Source organism: Bordetella genomosp. 5 (genome assembly GCF_002261475.1).
GTDB lineage: Bacteria > Pseudomonadota > Gammaproteobacteria > Burkholderiales > Burkholderiaceae_B > Bordetella.
In genome coordinates, this window is record NZ_NEVN01000001.1 from 485933 (window position 1) to 511508 (window position 25576).

General features: G+C 68.6%; 20 protein-coding genes. 7 read left to right on the forward strand and 13 right to left on the reverse strand.

The annotated features are described in order from the left end of the window. Positions 1-98: 98 nt before the first annotated feature. Positions 99-3596: an indolepyruvate ferredoxin oxidoreductase family protein gene (locus CEK29_RS02315; RefSeq protein ID WP_094857207.1), complete on the reverse strand. Its 3498-nt coding sequence runs from the start codon at positions 3594-3596 to the stop codon at positions 99-101. Positions 3597-3752: 156 nt separating this feature from the next. On the opposite strand from CEK29_RS02315, the gene CEK29_RS02320 reads away from it, so the two are divergent. From CEK29_RS02320 to CEK29_RS02330, 3 genes are all read left to right on the forward strand, one after another. Beyond that, positions 3753-4205, forward strand: coding sequence for an Lrp/AsnC family transcriptional regulator (locus tag CEK29_RS02320; RefSeq protein WP_094798582.1), 453 nt, complete (start codon positions 3753-3755; stop codon positions 4203-4205). 251 nt (positions 4206-4456) lie between these two features. Then, positions 4457-4978 carry a hypothetical protein gene (locus CEK29_RS02325; RefSeq protein ID WP_094798583.1) on the forward strand — a complete coding sequence of 174 codons (522 nt, stop codon included), beginning with the start codon at positions 4457-4459 and terminating at the stop codon, positions 4976-4978. A gap of 73 nt (positions 4979-5051) precedes the next feature. Then, entirely contained in the window at positions 5052-6254 is a 1203-nt protein-coding gene (locus CEK29_RS02330) for an MFS transporter (protein WP_094857208.1), read from the forward strand. A gap of 78 nt (positions 6255-6332) precedes the next feature. Here the strand turns inward: CEK29_RS02330 and gltX are convergent, their stop codons facing one another. Further along, a complete protein-coding gene (gltX, locus tag CEK29_RS02335; protein WP_094798585.1) occupies positions 6333-7745 on the reverse strand; it encodes a glutamate--tRNA ligase in 1413 nt (470 codons plus the stop codon). A gap of 120 nt (positions 7746-7865) precedes the next feature. On the opposite strand from gltX, the gene CEK29_RS02340 reads away from it, so the two are divergent. After that, the gene (locus CEK29_RS02340; protein WP_094857209.1) at positions 7866-10343 is read left to right on the forward strand and encodes a bifunctional acetate--CoA ligase family protein/GNAT family N-acetyltransferase; all 2478 of its coding nucleotides are present in this window, start codon (positions 7866-7868) and stop codon (positions 10341-10343) included. Positions 10344-10362: 19 nt separating this feature from the next. Here CEK29_RS02340 and CEK29_RS02345 read toward each other — a convergent pair whose 3' ends face one another. From CEK29_RS02345 to CEK29_RS02355, 3 genes are read right to left on the reverse strand one after another with little or no spacing between them, the layout of a single operon-like run. Then, the gene (locus tag CEK29_RS02345) at positions 10363-11889 is read right to left on the reverse strand and encodes an amidase (protein ID WP_094857210.1); all 1527 of its coding nucleotides are present in this window, start codon (positions 11887-11889) and stop codon (positions 10363-10365) included. A 12-nt stretch (positions 11890-11901) separates the two neighbouring features. Then, entirely contained in the window at positions 11902-12888 is a 987-nt protein-coding gene (locus tag CEK29_RS02350; RefSeq protein WP_094798588.1) for a Bug family tripartite tricarboxylate transporter substrate binding protein, read from the reverse strand. Between the two features lie 2 nt (positions 12889-12890). Beyond that, complete coding sequence (locus CEK29_RS02355; RefSeq protein ID WP_094798589.1) at positions 12891-14270, reverse strand: D-serine ammonia-lyase; 1380 nt, start codon at positions 14268-14270, stop codon at positions 12891-12893. Between the two features lie 118 nt (positions 14271-14388). On the opposite strand from CEK29_RS02355, the gene CEK29_RS02360 reads away from it, so the two are divergent. Then, a complete protein-coding gene (locus CEK29_RS02360) occupies positions 14389-15324 on the forward strand; it encodes a LysR family transcriptional regulator (RefSeq protein ID WP_094798590.1) in 936 nt (311 codons plus the stop codon). A 1-nt stretch (position 15325) separates the two neighbouring features. Here CEK29_RS02360 and CEK29_RS02365 read toward each other — a convergent pair whose 3' ends face one another. Then, positions 15326-15985: a GntR family transcriptional regulator gene (locus tag CEK29_RS02365; RefSeq protein WP_094798591.1), complete on the reverse strand. Its 660-nt coding sequence runs from the start codon at positions 15983-15985 to the stop codon at positions 15326-15328. A gap of 285 nt (positions 15986-16270) precedes the next feature. Here CEK29_RS02365 and CEK29_RS02370 point away from each other — a divergent pair, with 285 nt between their 5' ends. Next, on the forward strand, positions 16271-17770 hold the full coding sequence (locus CEK29_RS02370) for a hypothetical protein (protein WP_094857211.1): 1500 nt from the start codon (positions 16271-16273) through the stop codon (positions 17768-17770). A gap of 20 nt (positions 17771-17790) precedes the next feature. Here the strand turns inward: CEK29_RS02370 and CEK29_RS02375 are convergent, their stop codons facing one another. The 7 genes from CEK29_RS02375 to CEK29_RS02405 form a co-directional block, all read right to left on the reverse strand. Further along, positions 17791-18504: an ABC transporter ATP-binding protein gene (locus tag CEK29_RS02375; protein ID WP_094857212.1), complete on the reverse strand. Its 714-nt coding sequence runs from the start codon at positions 18502-18504 to the stop codon at positions 17791-17793. Continuing rightward, positions 18501-19250 (reverse strand): ABC transporter ATP-binding protein, encoded by a 750-nt coding sequence (locus CEK29_RS02380; RefSeq protein ID WP_094857213.1) that lies wholly within the window; start codon positions 19248-19250, stop codon positions 18501-18503. Before CEK29_RS02380 ends, CEK29_RS02375 begins: the two co-directional genes overlap by 4 nt. After that, positions 19243-20295, reverse strand: coding sequence for a branched-chain amino acid ABC transporter permease (locus tag CEK29_RS02385; RefSeq protein WP_094857214.1), 1053 nt, complete (start codon positions 20293-20295; stop codon positions 19243-19245). Before CEK29_RS02385 ends, CEK29_RS02380 begins: the two co-directional genes overlap by 8 nt. 15 nt (positions 20296-20310) lie before the next feature. Next, positions 20311-21192, reverse strand: a complete 882-nt coding sequence (locus CEK29_RS02390) for a branched-chain amino acid ABC transporter permease (protein WP_094857215.1) — start codon at positions 21190-21192, stop codon at positions 20311-20313. Positions 21193-21208: 16 nt separating this feature from the next. Further along, the gene (locus CEK29_RS02395) at positions 21209-22378 is read right to left on the reverse strand and encodes an ABC transporter substrate-binding protein (RefSeq protein WP_094857216.1); all 1170 of its coding nucleotides are present in this window, start codon (positions 22376-22378) and stop codon (positions 21209-21211) included. 97 nt (positions 22379-22475) lie between these two features. Further along, positions 22476-24035, reverse strand: coding sequence for a benzoate-CoA ligase family protein (locus CEK29_RS02400; RefSeq protein WP_094857217.1), 1560 nt, complete (start codon positions 24033-24035; stop codon positions 22476-22478). Between the two features lie 93 nt (positions 24036-24128). Then, positions 24129-24353 carry a DUF4863 family protein gene (locus CEK29_RS02405; protein ID WP_094857218.1) on the reverse strand — a complete coding sequence of 75 codons (225 nt, stop codon included), beginning with the start codon at positions 24351-24353 and terminating at the stop codon, positions 24129-24131. 190 nt (positions 24354-24543) lie between these two features. Between CEK29_RS02405 and CEK29_RS02410 the strand changes: the two genes are divergently transcribed. Continuing rightward, positions 24544-25452, forward strand: coding sequence for a helix-turn-helix transcriptional regulator (locus tag CEK29_RS02410; protein WP_094857219.1), 909 nt, complete (start codon positions 24544-24546; stop codon positions 25450-25452). The last annotated feature ends 124 nt before the right edge of the window (positions 25453-25576 follow it).

The following is a 25576-nucleotide window of genomic DNA, read 5'->3' on the forward strand; positions in this document are numbered from 1 at the left end:
AGACACTCGCGTGACGGGGACCCGATATAGTTGTTACGAAATGCACAGGGCGCGCCCTCACTGGCGCGCCCCGGTTAGTGACCGCTCAGAATGGCTATTTATGCGCTTCTGCGCACCGGGATGGCGACAAACCCAGGCGTTTCAAAGCTCGTCAGGAGGCGCGCACATTCTTCACGATATCGGACGATGGCGGCTTCCTTGACGTGTCCGTATCCACGGACCGATTCAGCAAGGGCAGCGATTGTAGCCGCTTCGCCGATCTTGTCCGCGGTCAGGCCGTCGACCAGGCGCTGGACCAGCGCGCGGTACTCGTCGATCAGCTGGCGTTCGGTGCGGCGCTCGGCGGTGCGGCCGAACGGATCGGCCCAGGTGCCCCGCAGCCGCTTGCCGTGCGCCAGCCAGCGCAGGACCGTGCGGGTGCGCGGACCCAGGGCCATCTTGCGCGGCACGCCGGTGTGCGGATCCTTGCGCGCCAGCAGCGGCGGTGCCATATGGAAGCGCAGCGTGTAGTCGCCCTCGAACTGGGCATCGAGCTGCGCCTGGAAGGCGGGGTCGGAGTACAGCCGGGCGACCTCGTATTCGTCTTTGTAGGCCATGAACTTATAGAGTCCGCGGGCGACCGCCAGCGCCAGACGCGGGCTGCGCGCCTCGGGCGCGAGTTCGCGCTCGCGTGCCGCGACGGCGTCGACCACCTCGCGGTAGGCGCGGGCGTAGGCGGCATTCTGGTAGGCGGTCAGGTCGCGTTCGCGGCGCGCCACCACCTGGGCCAGGGTCTCGGGCACCTGCAGCTTGATGACCTGGGCCTTGGGCGCGAGCATGCCGGCCAGCGCCTCGGGCTCGTGCGCGGCCAGGCGGCCGGCATTGAAGGCCGCGCGGTTCGACGCCACGGCCACGCCATTGAGCTCGATCGCGCGGTCGAGCGCGGCGTGCGAAAGCGGGACATCGCCGCGCTGCCAGGCGTAACCCAGCATGAAGATATTGGAGAGGATGCTGTCGCCGAACAGCGCCAGCGCCGCGGCGTGCGCGTCGATGGCGGCCGTCTGCTCGCGGCCGGCGGCGTGCTCGATCTTGGCCAGCAGCGCCGGGGCGTTGAGCGGTGCATCCGGGTTGCGCGTGAAATCGGACACCGGCGCGACATAGGTATTGACCGTGACGCGGGTGCGGCCGTGCGCCAGCGCGCCGAGCGAGTCGGGGGCGGTGGCGGCGAGCGGGTCGCACAGGATGGCGGCGTCGGCCTGCTGCCAGTCCAGCCGCACCGGGCCGGGCGCGGCGTGCGCCGGCGCGAGCCGCAGGTGGCTCACGACCGTGCCGCCCTTCTGGGCCAGGCCGGTCAGGTCGAGCACGCTGGCCGACAGCCCCTGCAGATGCGCGGCCATCGACACCAGCGCACCGATCGTGATGACGCCGGTGCCGCCCATGCCCGCCACCAGCAGGCGATAAGGAGCGTCGAGTTCGGGCACCAGCGGCAACGGCAGCGCCGCGATCCGCGCGGCCAGGCGATCCATGTCGGGTTTGGGGGCGGCGCTCTTCTTGAGCGACCCGCCCATCACCGACACGAAGCTCGGGCAGAAACCCTCGGCGCAGGAGAAGTCTTTATTGCAACTGGATTGGTCGATCGCGCGTTTGCGGCCGTAGGGCGTTTCGAGCGGCACCACCGACAGGCAGTTGGATTGCACGCCGCAGTCGCCGCAGCCTTCGCAGACCGCGGCATTGATCAGCATGCGGCGCGCCGGGTCGGGGAACTGGCCCTTCTTGCGGCGACGACGCTTCTCGGCCGCGCAGGTCTGGTCGTGAATCAGCACGGTCACGCCGGGCGTGGCGCGCAATTCGCGCTGCAGGGCGTCGAGTTCGCGGCGATGGTGCACGGGCACGCCGGCGAGGTCCACGCCGCGATACTTCTCGGGTTCGTCGCTGGTGACGACGATGCGGGCGACGTTCTCGCCGCGCAGTTGCTGGCAGATCTGCGGCACCGAAATCGGACCGTCGACCGGTTGGCCGCCGGTCATCGCGACCGCATCGTTGAAGAGGATCTTGTAGGTGATATTGGTGCCCGCCGCCACCGCCTGGCGGATCGCCAGGTATCCGGAGTGGTAGTAGGTGCCTTCGCCCATGTTCTGGAACACATGCGGCGTGTCGATGTAGCGCGACAGGCCGATCCAGTCCACGCCTTCACCGCCCATCTGGGTCAGGCCGCCGGTGTCGCGCTCCATCCAGGCGGCCATGTAATGGCAGCCAACGCCCGAGAGCGCCTGACTGCCCTTGGGCACCTTGGTGGACGTGCTGTGCGGACAGCCCGAGCAGAAGTAGGGGCGGCGGCGCATGCCGTCGGCTTCGTTGGCCAGCGGCTGCGGACAGGCGAAGGCCTCGCCGTCGACGTTGGCATGCAGGCCGAGCGTGCGGCCGAGCCACGACGCCAGCGGCGCGGCCAGCTGCGACGGGCGCAACTGGCCGGCGGTGGTGATCAGGGTTTCGCCATCGAGGCCGGTCTTGCCGCACACCGTGGGCCGGTCCGGCAGGTTGAACAGCATGTCCTTGATCTGCGGCTCCATGACGCCGGCTTTTTCTTCGATGACCAGGATATGGGTCAGGCCCTGGGCGAAGGCGAGCAGACGCTCGCGATCCATGGGCCAGACCAGGCCGGGTTTGTAGACGCGCACCGGCGACTGCGCCGCGTGCACGTCGATGCCCAGGCGCGCCAGCGCCTCGAGCGTGTCGAGCGTGACCTTGCCCGCGGTGACGATGCCCACGCGCGCCTGCGGCGCGGGCGCGATCAGGCGGTCCAGGCTGTGGGAGCGGGCGAATGCGCGCACGGCGGCGAGGCGGCGGTGCATGCGGGTTTCGATGGCGAGCGACAGGAAGTCGCGCGCGTTGTACTCGCGCTCGGCGGCTTCGCCATCGTCGGGCATGTCGAAGCGCGCCGGGGGCGCGCTCACATACGACTGCCCGGTTTCGACGGATTCGGAGGTGGCCTTGAGCGCGACCCAGCTGCCGCTGTAGCGCGACAGGGCCCAGCCCCACAAGGCAAAGGTCTCGTACTCGTCGATCGAGGCCGGGTGAACGATCGGGATCTGCCAGCCGATCAGCGAGGTCTCGCTGGCATGCGGAATCGAGGACGAGACCGCGGTGTGATCGTCGCCCACGACCAGCAGCACGCCGCCGTGGCGCGAGGCGCCGGCCGCGTTGCCGTGATGCAGGGCATCTCCGGCGCGGTCCACGCCCGGGCCCTTGCCGTACCAGAGCGCGAAGACGCCATCGACCTTGCGGTCTTCGCGCATGCCGGCCTGCTGCGTGCCCATCACCGCCGTGGCGGCGAGGTCTTCGTTGATGCCGGGCATGAAGGTGACGTCATGGGCGTCGAGCGCCTTCTGTGCCTTCCACATGGCCATGTCGACGCCACCCAGCGGCGAGCCGCGATAGCCGGAAACGAAGCCCGCGGTGTTGAGCCCGCGCGCGCGGTCGGCGCGGCGCTGCGCCAGCACCATGCGCACGATCGCCTGGGTGCCGGTGAGAAAGATGCGGCCGCGCTCGCGTACGAGGTTGTCCGAAAGTTGATAGTCGCTGTCGAGAGAGGGTTCGACTGCCGGGGTGCCGTCCATGCTGCGCGCTCCTTGGGCTTTTAGTCATGATAGGTGCGCAAGCCTCGGCGTTTATTGCGTTATCGGATCGTGGATTCCCTATAATTTGAAATGAACGTTTCGTTCCGGGCGCGTATCTGGCTGAACGCCGTCTGCATATATATAAGAGGAGACATCATGGACAAGACCGACCTGGGCATTCTGCGGGCCCTGCAGGACGACGGGCGCGCCTCGGCGCAGCAGCTGTCGGAATCGGTGGGCCTGTCGGCCGCACCGGTGTGGCGCAGGGTTAAGGCCCTCGAGGCCAACGGGGTGATCCAGGGCTACGGCGCGCAGATCGATCGCAGCAAGGTGGGGCTGGGCGCCTGCATGTTCGTGCAGATCAGCCTGGAGCGGCACGCCGCCACCAACGTCGAGAACTTTGAACGGACAGTGCGCGACGCGCCCGAGGTCGTCGACTGCTACGCGGTCACGGGCGACTCGGATTACCTGCTGCGCATCCTGGTCGAGAACACCGATGCGTACGACCGATTCATGCATCGCTTTCTGTTCAACCTGCCGGGCATCCGCCAGACGCGCACGATCGTCGCGCTGCGCGAGATCAAACACGAGGTGAAGCTGCCGCTCTGAGCTCGCGAACGCCTGCCACGATCGGCACGCGCAGCTCGAAAAATGCTGTCACCAAACTGACGGGGGCGGTTCGAAAACCGTGTAACCATGCGGGTTCCGAGCCGATTTACAACACTCTGCGCCGCGCCGATGCACCGCCTGCAGAAGCGCATTGATTTGTCTCACGCCGCTATTTAGAGTGCGTGCATGCCGCGCATGTGCATTCGAAAAATGCGTGCGGCAGATCGTGCAGGGGTGGTCCCGAGGAAGTCATGATTCGTTCGTATCTGTCGTGGACCCGCGCCGTGGGCGTGGGGCTGGTCATTGGTGTGGCGCTGGCAGGCTGCGTCACCAAAAAACAATCCGGGGCCGCCGCGGTCCCCGCCGAGCCGGCGCCTCCCCGGAAGGTCGCGTGCACACCCGCCGCCGCCAACAGTCCGTTGGTCGGCACGTGGTATTCGGTGTCGCGCCCGCGCGGCTTCGCCGGCGACTTTCAATCGCTTACCGTCCTGTCTGCCGATGGGACGATGAGTTACGAAACGCAGCTCAAGGTGGGCAAGCGCACGCGCCCGGCGCTGCGCGAAACGGGCTGCTGGACGCACGACAACGGCGTCTACACGCTGCAGACCACGCAATCGAACGGCGAGCCGGTCGATGCCGATGATCCGATCTATCGCAACGCCTACCGCGTCGAGTCCGTCGACCGTTCCAAGCTGGCGCTGCGCGAGATGAAGTCCAACGGCCAGTCGATCACGGCCAAGCGGATGCAGCCCGGCTATCGCATGCCTTATTGAGGCAGTCGTCAAACGCAGGCGCCGGGTGTAAGGTGGCGGGCTTGTCGTCCGTCCCCTTCCTTACGCCTTCGCCATGACCACCGCGTATTCAGAGTCGCGCGCCATCGCGCTGCTCGCCCTGGCCGCCTTCGTCAGCGCCAGCGCCTTCCGCATTTGTGATCCCATGCTGCCCCAGCTGGCGGCCGACTTCGGCACGTCCACGGGCCAGGCGGCGCATGCCGTGACCGCCTTCGCGGTGGCGTATGGCGTGCTGCAGATGTTCTTCGGTCCGGTGGGCGACCGGTTCGGCAAGTACCGGGTGATCTCGATCGCGACCTACGCGTGCGCGCTGGGCAGCCTGGGCGCCGTGTTCGCGCAAAGCCTCGACTGGCTGGTGCTGTGCCGCGCGCTCTCCGGCGCCGCCGGGGCCGGCATCGTGCCGCTCTCGATGGCCTGGATCGGCGACAACGTGCCGTACGAACGGCGTCAGGCGACGCTGGCGCGCTTCCTGACGGGCACCATCCTCGGCATGGCGGCGGGCCAGCTCGCGGGCGGGCTGTTCGCCGACACCATCGGCTGGCGCGCGGCGTTCGCCACGCTGGTGCTGGGCTATCTGGTGGTGGGGCTGCTGCTCACGCGTGAGGTCGGGCGTCAGCGCGCCGCGGGCATCGCCATCGTGCAGGCGCCCGCCGTGCAGGGCTTCGTCGCGCAGGCGCGCACGGTGCTGCAGGTGCGATGGGCGCGGGTGGTGCTCTTCACGGTGTTTTGCGAGGGCTTGCTGGTGTTCGGCGCGCTGGCCTTCGCACCCGCCTATCTGCATGATCGCTTCGGCATCTCGCTGACCGCGGCGGGCGCGCTCGTTGCTGTGTACGCCTTCGGCGGGCTGGCCTACACCGTGGTGGCGGGCCGTCTGGTCAAGCGCCTGGGCGAACGCGGCATGGTCGTGGCGGGTGGGCTGGTGCTGTGCATCGCGTTCCTCGCATACTGGCTCGGGCCCGTCTGGGCCTTCGGCCTCGTGGCGAGCGTGCTGGCCGGCTTCGGCTATTACCTGTTGCACGCCACGCTGCAGACCAACGCCACGCAAATGGTGCCGAGCGCTCGCGGCACGGCCGTGGCATGGTTCGCGTCGTGCCTGTTCATGGGACAGGCGGCCGGCGTGGCGGTGGGCGGGCTTGTGATCGATGCGGCGGGCGCGGGCGTGCTGTTCGCCGCCGCGGCCGTGCTGCTGCCGCTGTTGAGCGCGGGATTCGCCCGCGCGCTGTTCCAGCGGCATCGCGCGGCGGTGCAGGCGGCCTGAACGCGGGGGCGGCGCGCCCCTCGCACCAAACAAAAAAGCCAGGGCATGCCCTGGCTTTTTCGTGGCCGCAACGCGCGCTCAGGCGGGCAGGTTGGCCAGGCGTTCGAGCACCTTGTCCTTGCCCAGCAACGCCAGCACGGCGTCGACGGCCGGCGTCTGCGGGCGGCCGAACACGGCCACGCGCAGCGGGATCGCCAGCTGCGGCATCTTGATGCCGCGTTCGGCCAGCACCTGCTTGATGAGGGCCGACACGCCCTCGCGGGTCCAGTCGGCGCTCGCGGCGGCCTGGGCGAATGCCGCCAGGGCCTCGCGCGCCGCGGGCGTGAGGTGCTGCGCGGCGAGCTCGGCATTGGCCGGCACGAATTCGCCGCAGAACAGCATGGCGTCGTCGGCCAGCTGCTCGAGCGTTTCGGCGCGGTCCTTGAGCAGGCCCATCACGGCGGCCAGGTCGGCGGCGGCCGGGTTGCCACCCCGACGCTCGACACGCGGCGCGACGCGGCGGGCGAGTTCGGCGCTGTCCATCTCTTTGATGTAGTGCGCATTGACCCAGTTGAGCTTCTTGGGATCCCACTGCGAGGCGGACTTGGTGAGGTGGTCGGTGTCGAACCACTCGACCAGCTGCTCGCGCGAGAACAGTTCGTCGTCGCCATGGCTCCAGCCCAGGCGCGCCAGGTAATTGACCATGGCCTCGGGCAGATAGCCCTGGGCGTCGTAGTCCATCACGTTGACCGCGCCGTGGCGCTTGGACAGCTTCTGGCCATCCGGGCCCAGGATCATGGGCACGTGGCCGTACTGCGGCAGCTCGGCGCCCAGCGCCTTGAGGATGTTGATCTGACGCGGCGTGTTGTTGACGTGATCGTCGCCGCGCAGCACGTGGGTGATGCCCATGTCCCAGTCGTCGACGACCACGCAGAAGTTGTAGGTGGGCGTGCCGTCCGGGCGCGCGATGATCAGGTCGTCGAGCTCGGTGTTGTCGAAGCTGATCGTGCCCTTGACCATGTCATCCCAGCTGGTGGCGCCGGTCTGGGGGTTCTTGAAGCGGATCACGGGCTTGCGGTCGGCGGGCACCGGCGGCAGGGTCTTGCCGGGCTCGGGGCGCCAGGTGCCGTCGTAGCGCGGCTTGTCGCCACGGGCGCGCGCGGCTTCGCGCATGGCCTCGACTTCTTCGGGCGAGCTGTAGCAGTGGTACACGGTGCCCGCTTCCAGCATGCCGGCCAGGACTTCGCGGTAGCGATCCATGCGCTTCATCTGATAGAACGGGCCTTCGTCGGGCTGCATGCCGAGCCAGTCCATGCTGTCCAGGATGGCCTGCACGGCGGCGTCGGTGGAGCGCTCGACATCGGTGTCTTCGATGCGCAGCACGAACACGCCCTTGTGGTGGCGGGCGAAGGCCCACGAGAACAGGGCGGTCCGCGCGCCGCCCAGGTGCAGGAAGCCGGTGGGCGAGGGGGCGAAGCGGGTGCGTACGGGTTTCGAGGCTTGGGAAGTCATAGGCGGACCTTGGCGCGGCGGTGAACGGCGCGCTCCTTGGAAAATAGCGCGCCGTGGCCGGCTCGCCGTGTCGAGTTATTGTTACGATGAACGCCATTTTAGATGAGTGTCCAGACCGCGATGCTGCGCCATGCCCTCGCCCCGATGTTCGAGCCGCGATCCTTGTTGATCGTGGCCGACCGCAGCCTGCCGGCCGCCTCGGTGTTGCCGGCGGAGCTGCGCGCCCGCACGACCCTCGTCGACACCGACTGCGGCGAGGCGCCGCTGCTGCCCGAAGCCTGCGCCGGCCTGGCGCCGGGCGAACGGCCCGACCTGGCGCTGGTGTGCGTGTCGCCCGCCGTGCTGCCCGAAACGCTGCGCCGCCTGGGCGCGCTCGCGCCGCGCGCGCTGATCCTGTTGCCGCACGAGCTGCCCGACCCGTACCCGCGAGGCACGCAGGCGCTGTGCCGCAGCTGGGCCGAGGCGCATCAGTGCGAGCTGCTCGGACCGAGATCGTTCGGTGCGCAACGCCCGCACGCGGGGCTCAACCTGAGCCAGCACCCCACGCTCGCGCGGGCCGGCCGGGTCGCGCTGGTCGCGCAGTCGCGCTCGATCATGGCCGCCGTGATGGACTGGGCCGAAGATGTGCACATCGGATTTTCCACGGCCGTGTCGCTGGGCGACGAGGCCGTGGTGGGCCTGTCGCAGGTGCTCGATTTCCTGGCCAGTGATCCGCGCACCGACAGCATCGTGCTTTATCTCGAAGACGTGGGCCCGGCGCGCGAGTTCATGAGCGCGCTGCGCGCGGCCGCCAGCGTCAAGCCCGTGATCGTGCTCAAGGCCGGACGCGCCGACGACGATGGCGCCGACGCGGTGTTCGATGCCGCGCTGCGCCGTGCCGGCGCGGTGCGCGTGCGCTACTTCGTGCAGCTGTTCTCGGCGGTCAAGGTGCTCGGCTATGCGCGCCGGCCGCGCGGGCGGCGCGTGGCGCTGCTGTCCAACGGCAGCGGCCCGCCGCAACTGGCGCTCGATCTGATCGGGCCGGATGCCGCGGTGATGCGCGCCGAGCTCGCGCCGGCCACCCGCCGCGAACTGGCCGCGATGCTCGAGCCGGACGCCGCCACCGACAATCCGGTCATCACCTACACGCCGCTGAATCCCGAGCGCATGCAGTCGCTGCTCGACAGCCTGCTGGCCGACAACGCGGTCGACGGCGTGCTGGTGCTGCTCGCGCCCGATGCGCTGGCCGATATGCCGGCCGTGGCGCGCCAGCTCGCCCAGATCGCGCCCAAGGCGCGCAAGCCGGTGGTCACCTGTTTCATGGGCGATGCGGGCATGCGGCCGTTGCGCCGCATGCTGGACGATGCCGGCACGCCGGCCTTCCGCACGCCCGAGTCGGCCGCCGATGCCTTCGGCGTGCTGGCCACGCATTTCTACAACCAGCAATTGCTGTTGCAGACGCAGCCGCCCGAGCCGCCGAGCCTGGTGCCCGACGTGGCGGCGGCGCGCGACATCGTCGCGCAGGCGCGCGCGCAGGGTCTGCGCGAGCTGTCGCCGGCGGATTGCCGCACGCTGCTGGATCTGTTCTATGTACCGCTGCGCGCCGGTCCGCTCGACGTGCGGCCGGTCGAGACCGAATCGCGACCGATGGCGATCCGCGTGCGGCGCGATCCCAACTTCGGGCCGGTGATCCGGTTCGGCGCGGGTGGCCCCGACGCAATCCTGAGCGCCGACCGCGGCATGGACCTGCCGCCGCTCAACGGCTATCTGGCGCGTCAGATGATCGAGCGCAGCCGCCTCTGGCGTCGCGTGCTGGCGCCGCAGGTGAGCAACGCCGCGGCCGACGCCCTGCAGCATGCGCTGGTGCAGGTATCGGAGCTCGTGTCGGAGCTACCCGATATCGAGTCGCTCGATATCGATCCGCTGCACGCCGGCGAGAGCCAGCTGCGCGCGGGCGGACTGAAGATCACGCTCACCGCCGAGCCCGCCTGCGAATCGCCGCAGGTGAGCGGCTATCCGCATATGGCCATCCATCCGTATCCGGCCCGGCTGGTGCAGGTGCGCCGCTTCGACGACGGCACGCCGTGGGTGATCCGGCCGATCCGGCCCGAAGACGGCGAACCACTGCAGGAATTCATTCGCGGCCTGTCGGAACGCTCGCGCTACATGCGCTTCGTGTCGATGATGCGCGAGCTCACTCCCAGGATGGTGTCGCGCTATACGCAGGTCGACTACCACCGCGAGCTCGCGCTGGTGGCCGCCACGCAGGTGCCCAATCCGGCCAATCGCGGTCATCCGCGCGAGGTGATCATCGGTTTCGCGCATTACCTGCGCAATCCGGACGGCCGCGGCGCGGAGTACGCGCTCGTGATCGGCGACGACTGGCAACGCCGCAAGCTCGGCGGGCAATTGATGTCGGCGCTGATCGAGGCCGCGCGCGAGCAGGGGCTGGAATACATCGACGGCCTGGTGCTGTCGACCAACCGCCCCATGCTCACGCTGATGACGCGGCTGGGCTTCACGAACGACGCGGATCCGGAAGATCCCACGATGCGCCGCGTGTGGCTGGACCTCGACCCGCCCGCGGGCGAGCCGGGGCGGGCCACCGATCCCGTCTGACCGGGCGATACGACCCGCGTCAGACGGCCGACACCTCGCCGCCCGCGCCTCTGCGTGCGTTCAGCACCGGCGGCGTCGTCACGATGGACGTGAGCGCGGGGTCGGCGGGCTTGAGCGCGCCGATGTCGGGGCGCGGGCGTTGCAGCCCCTCGATGCCGGCGAAGGCCTGTTCCATGCCTTGCGCCGCCGCCAGCACCTCGCGATCGCCCCGAAACCGCCCGACCATCTGCAGCCCGAACGGCATGCCGTTCTGGTCGCGGCCGCAAGGCAGCGTCAGCGCGGGATGGGTGGTGAGGGTGATGACGTAGGTGAGGGCCAGCCAGCGATAGTAGTTTTCCTGGCGCTTGCCGTTGATGGTGTCGGCGTAGAGCTGCGTCCAGGGGAACGGCGAGACGGGCGTGGTCGGCGACAGGATCAGGTCGTAGTCGTCGTAGACGCGCTGAAAGCGCTTGATGAGCCGGGTCTGCTCGGCCTGCGCCCAGGCGCAGTCCATGAGGCTCATGGCCGCGCCCATTTCGAAGTTGGCGCGCGGATTCGGGCCGAGGCTGGCCGGATCCTTTTCGTAGGCGTCGCGCATGCCCGCCACGAAGGCCTCGGCGCGCAGGATGTCGAAGCAACGGTGCGCATCGCCGAAGTCGATATCGATCGGATCGCAGGCCGCGAAGAGATGGCGCATGCCCGCGATCTTGGCGCGGAACGTCGCGCGGATGCCGTCGTCGACGTCGCACAGGCCGAAGTCTTCGGTGTAGGCCACGCGCAGGCGGCCCAGGTCGGCCGTGCCGGGATTCAGAAACTGCAGCGGATCGAGCGGATAGCTGAGCGGATCGCCCGCATCGGGACCGGCGCTCGCGGCCATCTGCAGGCACGCGTCGGCAACGGTGCGGCCCATCGGGCCGACCACCGAGATCGGCGTCCAGCCCAGCGGCTTGCGCACGCTGGGCACTACGCCCGGCGACGGGCGGAATCCCACCACGCCGCACTTCGCCGCCGGAATGCGGAGCGAGCCGCCCGTGTCCGAACCCGTGCACACGGGCAGCAGATCGCTGGCCAGCGCGGCCGCGGACCCGCCGGAGGAGCCGCCGGCGTTGAGGTTGGGATTGAAGGGATTGCCGGTCGCGCCCCACACGGTATTGCGCGAGTTGGCGCCCGCGCCCATGTCGGGCACGTTGGTCTTGGCCGCCACGATGGCGCCCGCGCGGCGCAGGCGCGCCACCAGCGCCACGTCTTCGGTGGGCACGTGATCGCGATAGATCGCCGAGCCGAAGGTCGTGAGCAGGCCGGCCGTGGGCTCGAGGTCCTTCACGCCCATGGGCAAGCCGTGCAGCAGGCCGAGCGCCTCGCCGGCCATGACCGCGCGCTCGGCGGCGCGCGCCTCTTCGCGAGCCCGGTCGAACGCGGTGGCCGTGATGGCATTGATGAACGGATTGACGGCTTCGATGCGTGCGATGCACGCCTCGAGCAATTCCACCGGCGAAAGCTGCCGTGCGCCGATCAGGCGCCGCAGTTCCACGGCCGTCAGGGAAACCAGCGAATCGTCCAGGCTCATGTCCTGCTTCCTTCAATCGAGTTTGATATTGGCGCGCTGCGCGAGGTCACGCATGATCGGCAGCTCTTTCTGGATGAGCGCCTCGCCGTCGGCCGCGCTGGCGTAGGCCGCTTCGAAGCCCTGCGCCTCGAGGCTCTTGCGCACATCGGGCGATGCCAGGGTGGCCTTGAGCGCGCCTTCCAGGCGGGCCTTCACGTCGGCGGGCAGGCCGCGCGGGGCGGTCAGCATGAGCCAGGTGTCCATGTTCACCGTGGGATAGCCCTGCTCGGCGAACGTGGGCACGTCGGGCAGGAAGGCCGAACGCTGGGGCGCGGACACGGCGATCACGCGCACCTTGTCCTGTTTGCTCTGGGGCAGCGCGGCCGCCACGGTGTCGACCGAGAACGGAATCTGGCCGCCGATCAGGTCGGTCATGGCAGGCGAACTGCCCTTGTAGGGCACATGCGTCATTTTAATGCCGGCCGCCGCGAGGTAGGCCTCGCCCACGAAGTGCGCGGTGGTGCCCGCGCCGAACGAACCGTAGGCCGGTTGATCCGCGCCGCGTCCCTTCACGTAGGCTTCCAGTTCTTTCAGGTTCTTGACCGGGACCTTGGGGTTGGCCAGCAGGGCCAGGCCGGTGCGGCCCAGAATGCCGATGGGCTCGAAGCTCTTCACCGGGTCGTAGGGCAGCTTGCTCTGAATGGCGGGGTTGACCGTGAACGTGGTGCCCGAGCTGATGAGCAGCGTGTAGCCGTCGGGGGCCGCCTTGGCGACGAAGCCGGCGCCGATGGCCGTGCCCGCGCCCGCGCGGTTTTCCACCACGATGGTCTGACCGATTTCCTGACCGAGCTTCTGCGCGACCACGCGGCCGAGCACATCGGTGGCGCCGCCCGGCGGAAACGGCACGACGAGCGTGATGGGGCGCGTGGGGTAGGTGTTCTGGGCGCTCGCGGGTGCGGCGGCGGCCAGCGCGCCGGCGAGGGCGGCGCCGAGCGCGATCAAGGCAGTTTTCATTGTCATACTCATTGGGGGTGGTGGAGGGGGGGCGCGTCTGTCGGCGCCTGGTTGCCGGCCACGAGCGAATGCCCGCGGCTCAGGAATCGCTCATATTCTTCGGCGGGCACGAACAGGCCGCCGGTGGTCCAGGCCAGATGGGTGGCGCGGCTCAGGTGCGGCTGCAGCCCCCGCGCCTGCAGCCAGGCCTGACCGGCGGGGCTGCCCAGCAGCAGGCCCGGGCCGGAGAAACCCGCGGCGGCGGACGGCTCGATACGCAGGCCCGTGCTGTCGTGCAGGCGGGCGAGGTCGGCGTGCAACGCGTCGTCCGTCACGGTGTAGACGCCCGCGAGCGTCCCGCCGACGGCCGTGTAGGCCAGCTCCGACGCCCGCGGCACGGCGAGGCCGTCGGCGTCGGTGAGATTGTTCAAGCCGATGTCGTACACGGACGGCGGTACCGGCAGGCCGGGCAGCTGGCCTTCACCGGACATCATGCGCAGCAGGAAGCAGGGCGATTGCACGGGCTCGGCGAAGAAGCAGTGCACGTGTTCGCCATAAAGCAGCGACAGGCCGTACGCGATGCCGCCCGGCGCGCCGCCCACGCCGCAGGGCAGGTAGACAAAGAGCGGATGCTCCGCATCCACGCGGATATCGGCCTGCGCGATCTGGTCGCGCAGGTACAGCGCGGCCGCCGCGTAACCCAGAAACAGCGACGCCGAGCGTTCGTCGTCGACGAAGTAGCCGTGAGGATCGGCCTCCACCTGGCGGCGGCCCGCGGCCACCGCTTTTTCATAGTCGCCCTCGTGCTCGACGACTTCGACGCCACGCGCGCGCAGCCGCGCCTTTTTCCAGGCCTTGGCGTCGGCCGACATGTGCACCGCGGCGCGAAAGCCCAGCGCCGACGCGATCACGCCGATCGACAGTCCGAGGTTGCCGGTCGACCCGACCGCCACCTGATAGCGGCCGAAGCACGCACGGGCCTCGGGCGTCGCAAGCTTGCGGTAGTCGTCGCCGGGCTGGATCAAGCCCTGTTCGAGCGCGAGGCGTTCCGCGAACTCGAGCACCTCGTGAATACCGCCGCGTGCCTTGATCGAGCCCGCCACGGGCAGGACATGATCGGCCTTGATCCACAGGCGTCCCGCGGTGGGCGGCAGCTCGAGCGCCGCCTGCATCGCGCTCGCGTCGAGCAGCGGCGACTCGATGACGCCCTGCGTGGCCGTCAGCTCGGGAAACAGCTGAGCCAGCAAGGGGGCGTAGCGGGTGAAGCGTGCCTGGGCCGCCTGCACATCGGCCAGGCTGAACGCAGCGGCGTGAGCCGACGGCGTGTCGGAACGCGTCCACAGTACGGGCCGGGCCGCGCGCAGCGTCTGCAGCCATTCAGGAGAGAGCGAAGAAGAGGACACGTTCATAGGTATGACAAAGCGGTGACACCGGTGATGCGCACATGCTAGGCGTGACGCTCGCGTTGCAGCAATATGAATGCTTAGAATGGTGCTTTGCGTTTCCCGCAAACCTCGGGTGAACCCTATGGACCCGCAAATCCTGCAAGAAATGGCGATGCGCTACTTCCTCGAAGTGGTGCGCTGCGGCTCGGTCAGCGCGGCCGCCGAGCGCCTGGACGTGGCGCCGTCGGCGGTCAGCCGGCAGATCGCCCGGCTCGAGCGCGCGCTCGGCACCCTGTTGTTCGAGCGGCGCGCGCGCGGCATGGCGCTCAATGCGGCCGGCGAGCTGCTGGCCGCCCATGCCAAGCGGGCGCAACACGACATCGATCGGATCACCGGCGAGATCATGAGCCTGCGCGGCCTGCGTCAGGGCCTGGTGCGCATCGTCTGCACGGAAGGTTTCGCGCATGACTTCGTGCCCGTCGCGATCGCGACGTTTCGCCAGCGCTATGCCGGCATCCGGTTCACCCTGGATATCTGTTCGCAAGGCGAGGTGCCGCTGCGGGTGCGCGATGGCGCGGCCGACATCGGCATCACGCTGAGCCTGACCTCCCATCGCGACGTGAGGGTGGAGCTGCGCATGCCCGCGCCGGTGCGCGCGGTGGTGGCCGCGGATCACGTGCTGGCGCGCCAGCCGGAGCTGTCGCTCGCGCAGTTGATGGCCTATCCGCTGGCATTGCCCGACACGGAGTCGACGCTGCGCCAACTGATCGACATCAGCTGCAGCCGTCAGCAACTGCATTGCGAGCCGGTGTTTTCGAGCCGCAGTGTGGATGCGCTGGTCGCGTTCGCGGGGGCGGGCGGCGGCGTGGCTTTCTGTGGCGAGCTGGCGGCCCGGAACCGCCTGCGCGGCAAGGAAGTGGTGGCGGTGCCGCTGCGCGATCGCGAGATGAACGAGCGCCACTTCGAGGTTCAGACGCTGGCTGGACGCGTGTTGCCGGACGCGGCCAAGGCGTTCATCGCGAGTCTGCGCGAGGGCCTGAGCGACGCCGAGTTGGCGGCGTGGGACGCCGCCGGCTGACCTAGGCGCGCCGCGCGGGCGCGCCACGCTCGAAATACCACTGCGCGGCGTGATGCACGTGGCGCGATGCCAGCATGCTCGCGAGTTCTGGGTCGCCCGCCTTCACGGCACCGAGGATGCCCGCGTGCTCCTGCCAGATCTGGGTGGCGCGCGCGCTGTGATTGCGCGAGAACAGCAGCGCGGTGCGGTCACGCAGCGAGCGCATCAGGTCCTGCAGCACCGCATTGCTGCTCGCGCCGCCCAGCAGGTCGTGAAAGCGCCGGTTCTGCTCGAGCAGCGCCGGCATGTCGCCGCATTCGATGGCCGCCTGACCCGCGCGGATGGCGCTGTCGAGCGCCGCCATCTGCGGCGCGTCGCGGCGCTCGGCCGCGAGCCGGGCGTTGAGTGCTTCGAGCGTGGCGCGGACTTCGACGATGTCGTGCGCGTGCTCGCGCGACAGGCTCGTCACCGATGCGCCGCGACGCGGTTCGATGCGCACCAACCCTGCCGACGCGAGCGCCCGCAGGGCCTCACGCACCGGGATGCGCGAAACCCCCATCTCCAGCGCGATATCGCCTTCGACGAGCCGCTCGCCCTGCTGGTAGTGCCCGGTCAGGATGCGGCGGCGCAACGTGTCCTGCACGAGCGCGAACAAAGGGGCGTGCTGGCTGCCTGGAGTCATGGACGGGGAGCGGGGGTGGCGAGGAGTTTTCAACGTATATCGTATTCAATCTCTCGTCAATCGGGAAACTCCTGCTCCTGGGGTTTGTCTGCGTGTCTGCCAATAAACCTATAAAAAACAACGCGTTATACGAAATTCCACGGTTTTCTGGACAAACCATAGAACACGCGACTTTTTGTCTAGAACGAATATAGTATACGAATCGCCACGCACCTCGCCGTCCAGAGCGGGGGTGGCGTCCGATGCGACAAACAGCCGATCCATTCGGCGTACAAGGGGAAGTTCATGAATCAGGAAGTCGTCATTACCGCGGCGCACTGGATGTATTTGCTCGGTGTACTGGTCATCGTCGTCACGATGATCTTCCGGGCCAACGTCGTCGTGCCGTCGCTGGTCGCCACCATGCTCGTGGGCATGGCGTTCGCGGGGGGCAGCGTGGTGGCCGGCGTGACCGCCGTGTTCAACGCCAGCTTCACCGCGGCCAAGGAGCTGTTCAACATCTTTCTGGTCATCGCGTTCATGACCGCGCTGCTCAACTCGCTCAAGACGCTCGGGTCGGATGTGCGCATGGTGCAGCCGTTTCGAGCGGTGATGACCAACGGCCACATCGCGTTCGTGGTGCTGGCGCTGGCCACTTACCTGATCTCGTTGTTCTTCTGGCCCACGCCGGCGGTGCCCCTGGTGGCCGCGATCCTGCTGCCCGCCGCCATCGCGGCAGGCCTGCCGCCGTTGGGCGCCGCGTGTGCGATCGCGATCGCCGGGCAGGGCATGGCGCTGTCGTCCGACTACGTGATCGGCGTGGCGCCGGGGATCAGTGCCAAGGCCGCCAACGTGGCCGTCGCGCTGGTGGCGGAACGCACGCTGGTGCTGTCGCTGGTGACCGGCTTGCTGGCGCTGGCCCTCGCCTACCTGGCGATGCGGCGCGAGATCGTGGCGCCTTCCGAGCGCCTGCTGGCGGCCTGGCAGCGCAAGGCCGTGGCCGTGCCGGAGTCGGTCGAAGAGGCAGGCACGATGGATAAAGAGTCCCTGGCCGAAGCGGTCGAGTACGGGCCGGGGCCCGTCGCGGTGCCGGACACGGCGTGGTCACGCGTGTTCGCCATCGTGACGCCGCTCGCCTTCCTCGCCATCGTGCTGGTGATGGTGGCGCCGCGCCTCTTTCCCAATCTGCCGCCGCTGCGCGGCGGCGAGGCGGCCGCGCTCGTGGGCGGTACGGCGGCCTTGCTGATGGTGGCCGCGACGGCGGCCGGCGTCGCCGGGCGCGACTTCCTCAACACCGCGGCGGATCACGTGACCGACGGTTTCGTGTTCGCGTTCAAGGCCATGGGCTCGGTGCTGCCGATCGCCGGCTTCTTCTTTCTGGGTGCGCCGGATCAGGCCGCCAATATCCTGGGCGCGGCGCCGGGGCAGGCGCCCAATCTGCTGTTCGATCTGCTGCAGGCCTCGCAGGGCTTCATTCCGGACAACGCCTTCGTCGTCGGCTTCGGCGTGCTGCTGGTCGGCATCATCACCGGCATCGATGGCTCGGGCTTTTCGGGCCTGCCGCTCACCGGCGCGCTGTCCGGCGCGCTGGGCGCGACCTCGGGCGTGGACGCGGCCACGCTCGCCGCGATCGGACAGATGGGGGCAATCTGGACCGGCGGCGGCACGCTCGTGGCGTGGTCCTCGCTGATCGCGGTGGCCGGCTTTGCGCGCGTGTCCGTGCTCGATCTCGTGCGGCGCCTGTTCGTGCCGGTCGTCATCGGGCTGATCACATCCACGGTGGTCGCGATCAGTTTTCTGACCTGACCGCGATCCCGGGCGTCGACCTAGACGCCCAGGTAGCGCGCCAGCGCCTCGGGTCGGCGGGCGAACGCGGCACTCTCGCCGCCTTCGACCAGCCGGCCTTTTTCCATCACGACGCAGCGATCGGTGTGATCGAGCACGGCGCGAAAATTCCGGTCGACGATCAGGGTCGAGATGCCGGTGGCACGGATCTGCGCGATGATGCGCCAGATCTCGGCCACCACCAGCGGCGCGAGGCCTTCCGTCGCTTCGTCCAGCACCAGCAGCTCGGGATTGGTCATCAGGGCGCGGCCGATGGCCAGCATCTGCTGCTCGCCACCCGAGAGCTGCTGGCCACCGTGCTGCAGCCGCTCGGACAGGCGCGGAAACGTGGCGAGCACGCGTTCGTAGTCCCACCCCGCGCGCGCGCCCCGGCCGCGGCGCGCGGCCACCAGGAGGTTCTCGCGCACGCTCAGGTTCGGAAAGATGCCGCGGCCCTCGGGCACATAGGCGATGCCGAGCCGCGCGATCGCGTGGGGCTGGGCGCGCGTGCAATCGCGCCCGTCCACATGCACGCTGCCCTGGGTCGGACGCACCAGACCCAACAGCGTGCGGATCAGGGTGGTCTTGCCCATGCCGTTACGTCCGATGAGACCGATGGCCTCGCCGGGCGCGATCTCCAGATCGACGCCGCGCAGCACATGGCTCGCGCCGTAATGCGTATGGAGTTCCCGGGTCTGCACCAGCGCGGCGGTCATGCGTGTTCTCCCAGATAGGCGGTCTGCACGTCGGCGTTGGCGCGGACGGCGGCGGGCGTGCCGCTGGCGAGCGTGCTGCCATTGACCATCACGGTGATCGTGTCGGCCACGCGGAACACCGCGTCCATGTCGTGCTCGACCAGCAGGATCGCGTGATCGCGCCGCAGTTCGTCCAGCAGCGCCAGAATGCGCTCCGTTTCTTCGGGGCCCATGCCGGCGAGGGGTTCGTCGAGCAGCAGCACGGTCGGGCCGCCGGCCAGGCACATGGCGATCTCGAGCTGACGCTTGTGGCCGTGGGGCAGCGCGCCCGCCAGGCTGTTCGCCTGACCGGCCAGCCCCGTCCGGTCCAGCGCGACGTGCGCGCGTTCGGCGCTGGACGTGCAGGCCTGCGCGTCGGCCAGCCAATGCCAGAAGCGCTGGTGGCGGGCCTGCGCGGCAAGCCGGCAGTTCTCGTAGACCGACAGGGTGGGGAAGATCGTGGAGCGTTGATAGGTGCGGCCCAGACCGGCGCGGGCGCGGCGCGGTTGCGGCCAGGCGCTCACATCCACCTCGGACAGCGTGACGCGGCCGCTGGTGGGCGCCAGCTCGCCCGACAGAATATTGATCAGGGTGGACTTGCCCGCGCCGTTGGTGCCGATCACCGCGTGCACGGCGCCGCGCGCGAGCGTGAGTGACACGGCATCCACCGCGAGCAGTCCGCCGAAGCGGCGGGTGATGGCATGGGCCGAGAGCAGGGCGTCAGGCATGGGAGTCTCCGGAAACGGACAGCGGCTGCGCCTTGTCGTCCGCGCTGGTCCGCGCGGCGGCGGCCGGGGGCGGGGCGGCCGGTGGCGTCCGCCGCTGCACCAGGCCGATGAGACCATCGGGCAACCAGGCGACCAGCGCGATGATGGCCAGGCCCAGCGACAGGTGCCAGTGGCGCGCGTAGTCGCCGAAGATCTCCTGCGACTGGAACAGCTCCTGCAGCAGCACCAGGGCCGCGGCGCCCAGCACCGCGCCGCCCTGGCGTGACAACCCGCCGAGAATCACCATCAGGAGCACCAGCCCGGATTGTTCCCAGGCCAACAGCTCGGGCGTGACGAAGCCGTCCTTGAGCGCATACAGAAAGCCCGCGAGTCCGGCGAGGGTGCCGGCCAGCACGTAGGCCGCGAGCTTGTAGGGGTAGGTGGAATAGCCGGCGGCGCGCATGCGCTGCTCGTTGGTGCGGATGCCGGCGAGCGCCGCGCCGAACGGCGATCGGCGGATCAGGGCCAGCAGCACCCAGGTGATGCACAGACAGGCCAGCACGAAGAAGTAGAACGTGTTGCCGTCGGCGAGGTCGAACGGCAGCCACCCCGCGAGCCGGAGCTCGGGCCTGAAATAGAGATAGATGCCGTCGCTGCCGCCGCCCAGCTTGGTGTCGTGCATCACGTAATACGCCATCTGCGCGAAGGCGAGCGTGACCATGATGAAGTAGATGCCGCGGGTGCGCAGCACCAGGGCGCCGGTCACGAGGGCATACAGCCCGGCGATCATCAGTGCGGCCGGCAGCAGCAGCCAGAGCGAGCCCGCTTCGGACGACGGCGCCAGCAGCGCGGCGGCGTAGGCGCCCAGGCCGAAGAAGGCGGCGTGTCCGAGGCTGACCAGGCCCACGCCGCCCACCAGCAGCTGCAGGCTGAGCGCGAACAGGCCGTAGATCATGATCTTCATGGCCAGGCCGGTGTAGTAGTCGCTGCCGGTGAACGCAAAGGCGGCCAGCGCCAGCACGGTGGCGAGCGGCAACAGGTGGCGGGAGAGGGTGCTTATCGACATCATCGGCTCCAGCCGTCAACCGTGCTTGAACAGGCCCTCGGGCCGGTACAGCAGGATCGCCGCCATCAACACATAGACCAGCACGCCCGCGGCGGCCGGAAAGAAAACCTGGCCGTAGGTCTCGACCGCCGCGACCAGCATCGCGGCGAAGAACGTGCCGCGTACCGAGCCGATGCCGCCGATCACCACCACCACGAAACAGATGATCAGGACGCCGTGGCCCATGCCGGGATAGACCGACGACATCGGCGCGGCCAGCGCGCCCGCCAACGCGGCCAGCGCCACGCCGCCGGCGAACACCCAGCGATAGAGCCGGTTGATGTCGATGCCGAGCGAACCGATCATCTCGCGATTGCTGGCGCCGGCGCGCACCATCATGCCGACCCGCGTACGCGTGATGATCCAGTAGAGCAGGCCGCAGACGGCCAGCGCGGCCCCGGCCACGAAGAGGCGATAGACCGGATAAGTCATCACATCGCCCAGCGGCACGGTGCCGGCCAGCCAGGCCGGCATCGGCACGCCGTGCACGTCGTTGCCCACCAGCATGCTGCGCAGTTCCTCGAACACCAGGATCAGGCCGTAGGTCATCAACACCTGCTGCAGATGGTCCCGGCGATACAGGAACGAGAAGAACAGCGCCTCCAGCACGTAACCCAGCACCACCGCGGCCAGCACGCACACGAGCAGCGTGACGAAGAAGCCGCCGCCCAGCGTGCGCTCGACCAGCGGGCCGAGCGCGAACGCCATGTAGGCGCCGATCATGTAGAAGCTGCCATGGGCCAGGTTGATGATGCCCATGATGCCGAAGATCAGCGTCAGCCCGCTCGCGACCAGGAACAGCAACAGGCCGTATTGCAGGGCATTGAGCGTGTGGATCAGGAAGATGCCGGAGTCCATGGCGCTGCCCCGTGCCTTACAGCTTGCAGCCGCGCGCGGGATCCGCGAGCTTCTGCACCGCGACGCGCTGCACCTTGTTCTCCATGCCGTCGACCTTGCGCAGATAGATGTCCTGCACAGGATTGCCGGCCGGCGACAGCGTGAACGCGCCGCGGGGGCTGTCGATCGTGGCGGCGCGCATCGCATTGCGGAAATCGGCCTTCTTGCCGATATCGCCCTTCACCGCGCCCAGCCCCGCCTGCATCAGCTGCGCCGCGTCGTAGCCCTGCACGGCATAGACATCCGGCTGCAGCTTGTAGGCCTTGTCATAGGCCGCGCGGAAGGCGTTGTCGCGCGGCGTGTTCAGGCCGTCCGCATAGTGCAGCGTGGTCAGCAGGCCCTGCGCGGACGCACCCTGCGCCTGCAGCGTGCCATCGGTCAGGAAGCCCGACCCGTACAGCGGGATGGTCTTGCCCAGCCCGGCCGCGTGGTAATCCTGCACGAATTTCACCGCGCCGCCGCCCGCGAAGAAGGTGAACACCATGTCGGGCTTGGCCGCCGCGATCTCGGTCAGCACGGACTGGAACTCGACGTTGGGGAAGGGCACCGTCAGATCCTTGACGACCTTGCCGCCGGCCTTCTCGAAGCCTTCGCGAAAGCCCTTGACCGCCTCTTCGCCCGCCGCGTATTTCCAGGTCACCGTGATGGCCGTCTTGCGGCCTTCGGCGGCCGCAACCGGGCCCATGGCATAGGCGGGCTGCCAGTTGGTGAACGAGGTGCGGAAGATGCCGGGGCCGCACATCGGCCCGGTGATCGCGTCGGCGCCGGCATTCGCCACGATGAGCGTGGTGTCGCTGTCCTTGGCCGCCTTGGCCAGCGCCATCGCCACGCCCGAGTGCACCGTGCCGACCACCACATCGACCTGGTCGCGCTTGATCAGGCGGTTGGCGTTTTCCGAGGCCTTGGCCGGGTTCGATTCGTCGTCCACCTTGAAGTATTCGACTTCGCGGCCGCCGAGCTTGCCGCCCTGTTCCTGTACGTAGAGTTTGAAGCCGTTCTCGATGGCGGTGCCGAGCGCCGCATAGGTGCCGCTGTAAGGCAGCATGAAGCCCACTTTGATTTTGTCGGCCGCGTGGGCGGGAGAGGCGAGCAGCAACAGGGCGCCGGTGCCGGCAAGCAGCGCAGCGCGATTCAGGATCGGGGTCATGGCGGATGTCTCCTGTGGTTGTTATCGGCCGCGTGTGAGGGGTGGCCGGCGTGTCGGCGGACTGTCGACGAAAGACTTCGGGATCAACGAGGGGCGGCTACAGCGACGCTTCTTCGAGCTGCCGCAGGCGAAAGCGCTGGATCTTGCCGGTCGCGGTCTTGGGCAGCTCTTCGGTGAAATTGATTTGGCGCGGGTACTTGAAGGGCGCGAGATGCTGCTTCACGTACTGCTGCAGCGCCGCGCCGGTATCCTCGTCCGGCGCGTAGCCCGGCCGCAGCACCACGTAGGCCTTGGTCTTGACCAGCCCGTCGTGGTCCGGCACGCCGATCACGGCCGCCTCGAGCACCGCCTCGTGCTGGATCAGCACGTTCTCGACCTCGACGGGCGACACATACTGGCCGCTGACCTTGATCATGTCGTCGCTGCGGCCGGCATAGGTGTAGTAGCCGTCGGCGTCGCACACGTATTTGTCGCCGCTCTTGAGCCAGTCGCCCAGAAAGCACTGGCGCGTCTTGTCGCGGTTGTTCCAGTACATCAGTGCCGCGCTCGGCCCCTTGATGTAGAGATCGCCGATGGCGCCGATCGCCACGGGCTGGCCCGCGTCGTCGCGCAGCTGCACCTCGTAGCCGGGCACCGGCTTGCCGGTGGTGCCGTAGCGAAACTGGTCGGCCTGGTTCGACAGAAAGATGTGCAGCATTTCGGTGGAACCGATGCCGTCCAGGATCCGGCAGCCGAAATGACGCGTGAAGCGCTCGCCGATGTCGCGCGGCAGCGCCTCGCCGGCAGAGGTACAGACGCGCAGCGCGACCTGGCCCCGGTCCGGCAGATCGGTGGCCGCCAGCATGCTGGCGTACAGCGTCGGCACGCCATAGAAAATCGAGGGCCGATGCGTGACGAGGCGTTGGAATACCGCCTGCGGCGTGGGCCGCTCGGCCATTAGCACCGTGGTGGCGCCGACCGACAGCGGAAACGTCAGCCCGTTGCCCAGCCCGTAGGCGAAAAACAGCTTGGCGGCCGAGAACACCACGTCGTCCTCGCGGATGCCTAGCACGGGCTTGGCGTAGAGCTCGGCGGTATGCCACAGGTTGCCGTGCGTATGCACCACGCCCTTGGGCTTGCCGGTCGACCCGGACGAATAAAGCCAGAACGCGATCTCGTCGGCCAGCGTGCGGGTCGCGGGCGCGATCGGCGCGTCGGCCAGCAGGGTCTCGAACGCCAGATCGCCGGGCTGCCCCGTTGCCGTGGGCTGCGACACGATGGTGTGTTCGATGTCGCCCGGCCCCTGCGCGAGCGCCTGGCGCAGCGTCGGCAGCAGTGCGCCGGACACGACCAGCGCGCGTGCGCGGCAATGCGTGGCGATATAGGCGTAGTCGTCGGGCGTGAGCAGCGTGTTCACCGCGACCGGCACCACGCCGGCATGCAAGGCCCCGAGAAACGCGACCGGCCAGTCCACCGTGTCGTGCATGACGAGCAGCACGCGCTCTTCGCGGCGCAGGCCCAGCTGGCGCAGCGCACCGGCGAAGCGGGCCACGCGCTCGGCCAGTTCGCCGTAGCTGAGCTGACGATGGTCGTCTATATAGGCGGTCTTGGCCGCGCGCGGCGCGTTCAGCGCCGCCAGGTAGCTGGCGTAGTTCAGCTCGGTCGGGCAGTCATGCATGGTTGTCTCCTCGAGGGGCCGGGTCCGGGCCGTCGTGCGGCTCTGAAGGACTCCGGTTGGCGCGTGTCGATAGGCGGCCAAGATGCGGTGCGTTCAGGGCGGACGCGCGCGGGCGAATGAGGTCATGGCGGGTGTCATGCGGCGGCGCCGCCCCCCCGCGATGCCGCCCAGACAGGCCTCGAACAGACGGGCATACCACTCGCTTTGCGGGCCCAGGTCGCGATTCAGGCGGGCCTGGAGCTGCGCGTCCAGCGGGGCCGGGCCGATCTGGTCCGTGGCTTCCCGGACCAGGCTATGGAACTGTTCAGGCGTACTCATGGCAGCGTCCTTTACACTAACGACCCCGCGTCTTCCGGATGCAAAACAGTGCGTGTTTTTGCCGGGCGCCGCGGGCGTTTTCAGCCGAACTTCATGCAGGTGATGGAAAAATAGTGCTTTAAAAAGCGAGCGTCAAGCACTATAGTTCATGTCACCTTGCGTTTAAGGGTTATTGCGGAGCATCTATCCCATGGAGCAAGCGCTCGAATCTGCGCCGACCGAACCGCGGCGCGAGGCGTTCCTGATCGCCCTGGGCGAGCGGGTGCGGCGCCTGCGCGCCATCCGCGGCATGACGCGCAAAAGCCTGGCCCAGAGCACCGGGGTATCCGAGCGCCATCTGGCCAATCTCGAACACGGGGTGGGCAATGCCTCGATCCTCGTGCTGCTGCAAATCGCGCGCGCCTTCAATTGCGCGCTGGCCGAGCTGGTGGGCGACGTCACCACCGAGTCGCCCGAGTGGCTGTTGATCCGCGAACTGCTCAGCGGCCGCAGCGAATCCGACCTGCAGCGCGCGCGCGAGGTGCTGACCCAGCTCTTCGGCGTGGGCGCGGGCGCGCAGCGTCCCAATCGTTACCAGCGCATCGCGCTGATCGGCCTGCGTGGCGCCGGCAAGTCCACGCTGGGCCAGATGCTGGCCGACGATCTCGGCTATCCGTTCATCGAGCTCAACAAGGAGATCGAGCGGGTGGCGGGCTGCAGCATCCTCGAGATCCACAATCTGTACGGCCCCAATGCCTACCGCCGCTACGAGCGGCGCGCGCTCGAAGAGGCGGTGCAGATCTACCCCGAGATGGTGCTGGCCACGCCCGGCGGCCTGGTGTCGGAGCCGGCCACGCTCAACCTGCTGCTCACGCACTGCTATACGGTCTGGCTGCGCGCCACCCCTGAAGAGCACATGGGGCGGGTCATGGCGCAGGGCGACTTCCGGCCGATGTCCGGCAACAACGAAGCCATGGCCGACCTGAAGCGGATCCTGGCCGGGCGCGAGGCCTTCTATGCCAAGGCCGATCTCACCTGGGTGACCAGCGAGCTGAGCCTGCCCGAGAGCTTTGCCGGGCTGCGCACGCAGGTGCGCAAGGCCTGCGGCCTGCCTCTGTAAAAAACTGCATTTTTGTGCACGTCGTGCTTGACGTGCCTACTCTCGCGCACTATTCTGCATTTTAATTCATCACATGCAGTATTGTGCCTCTGTGATGAGACACAGGCACCGAGAGAGGCCGTAG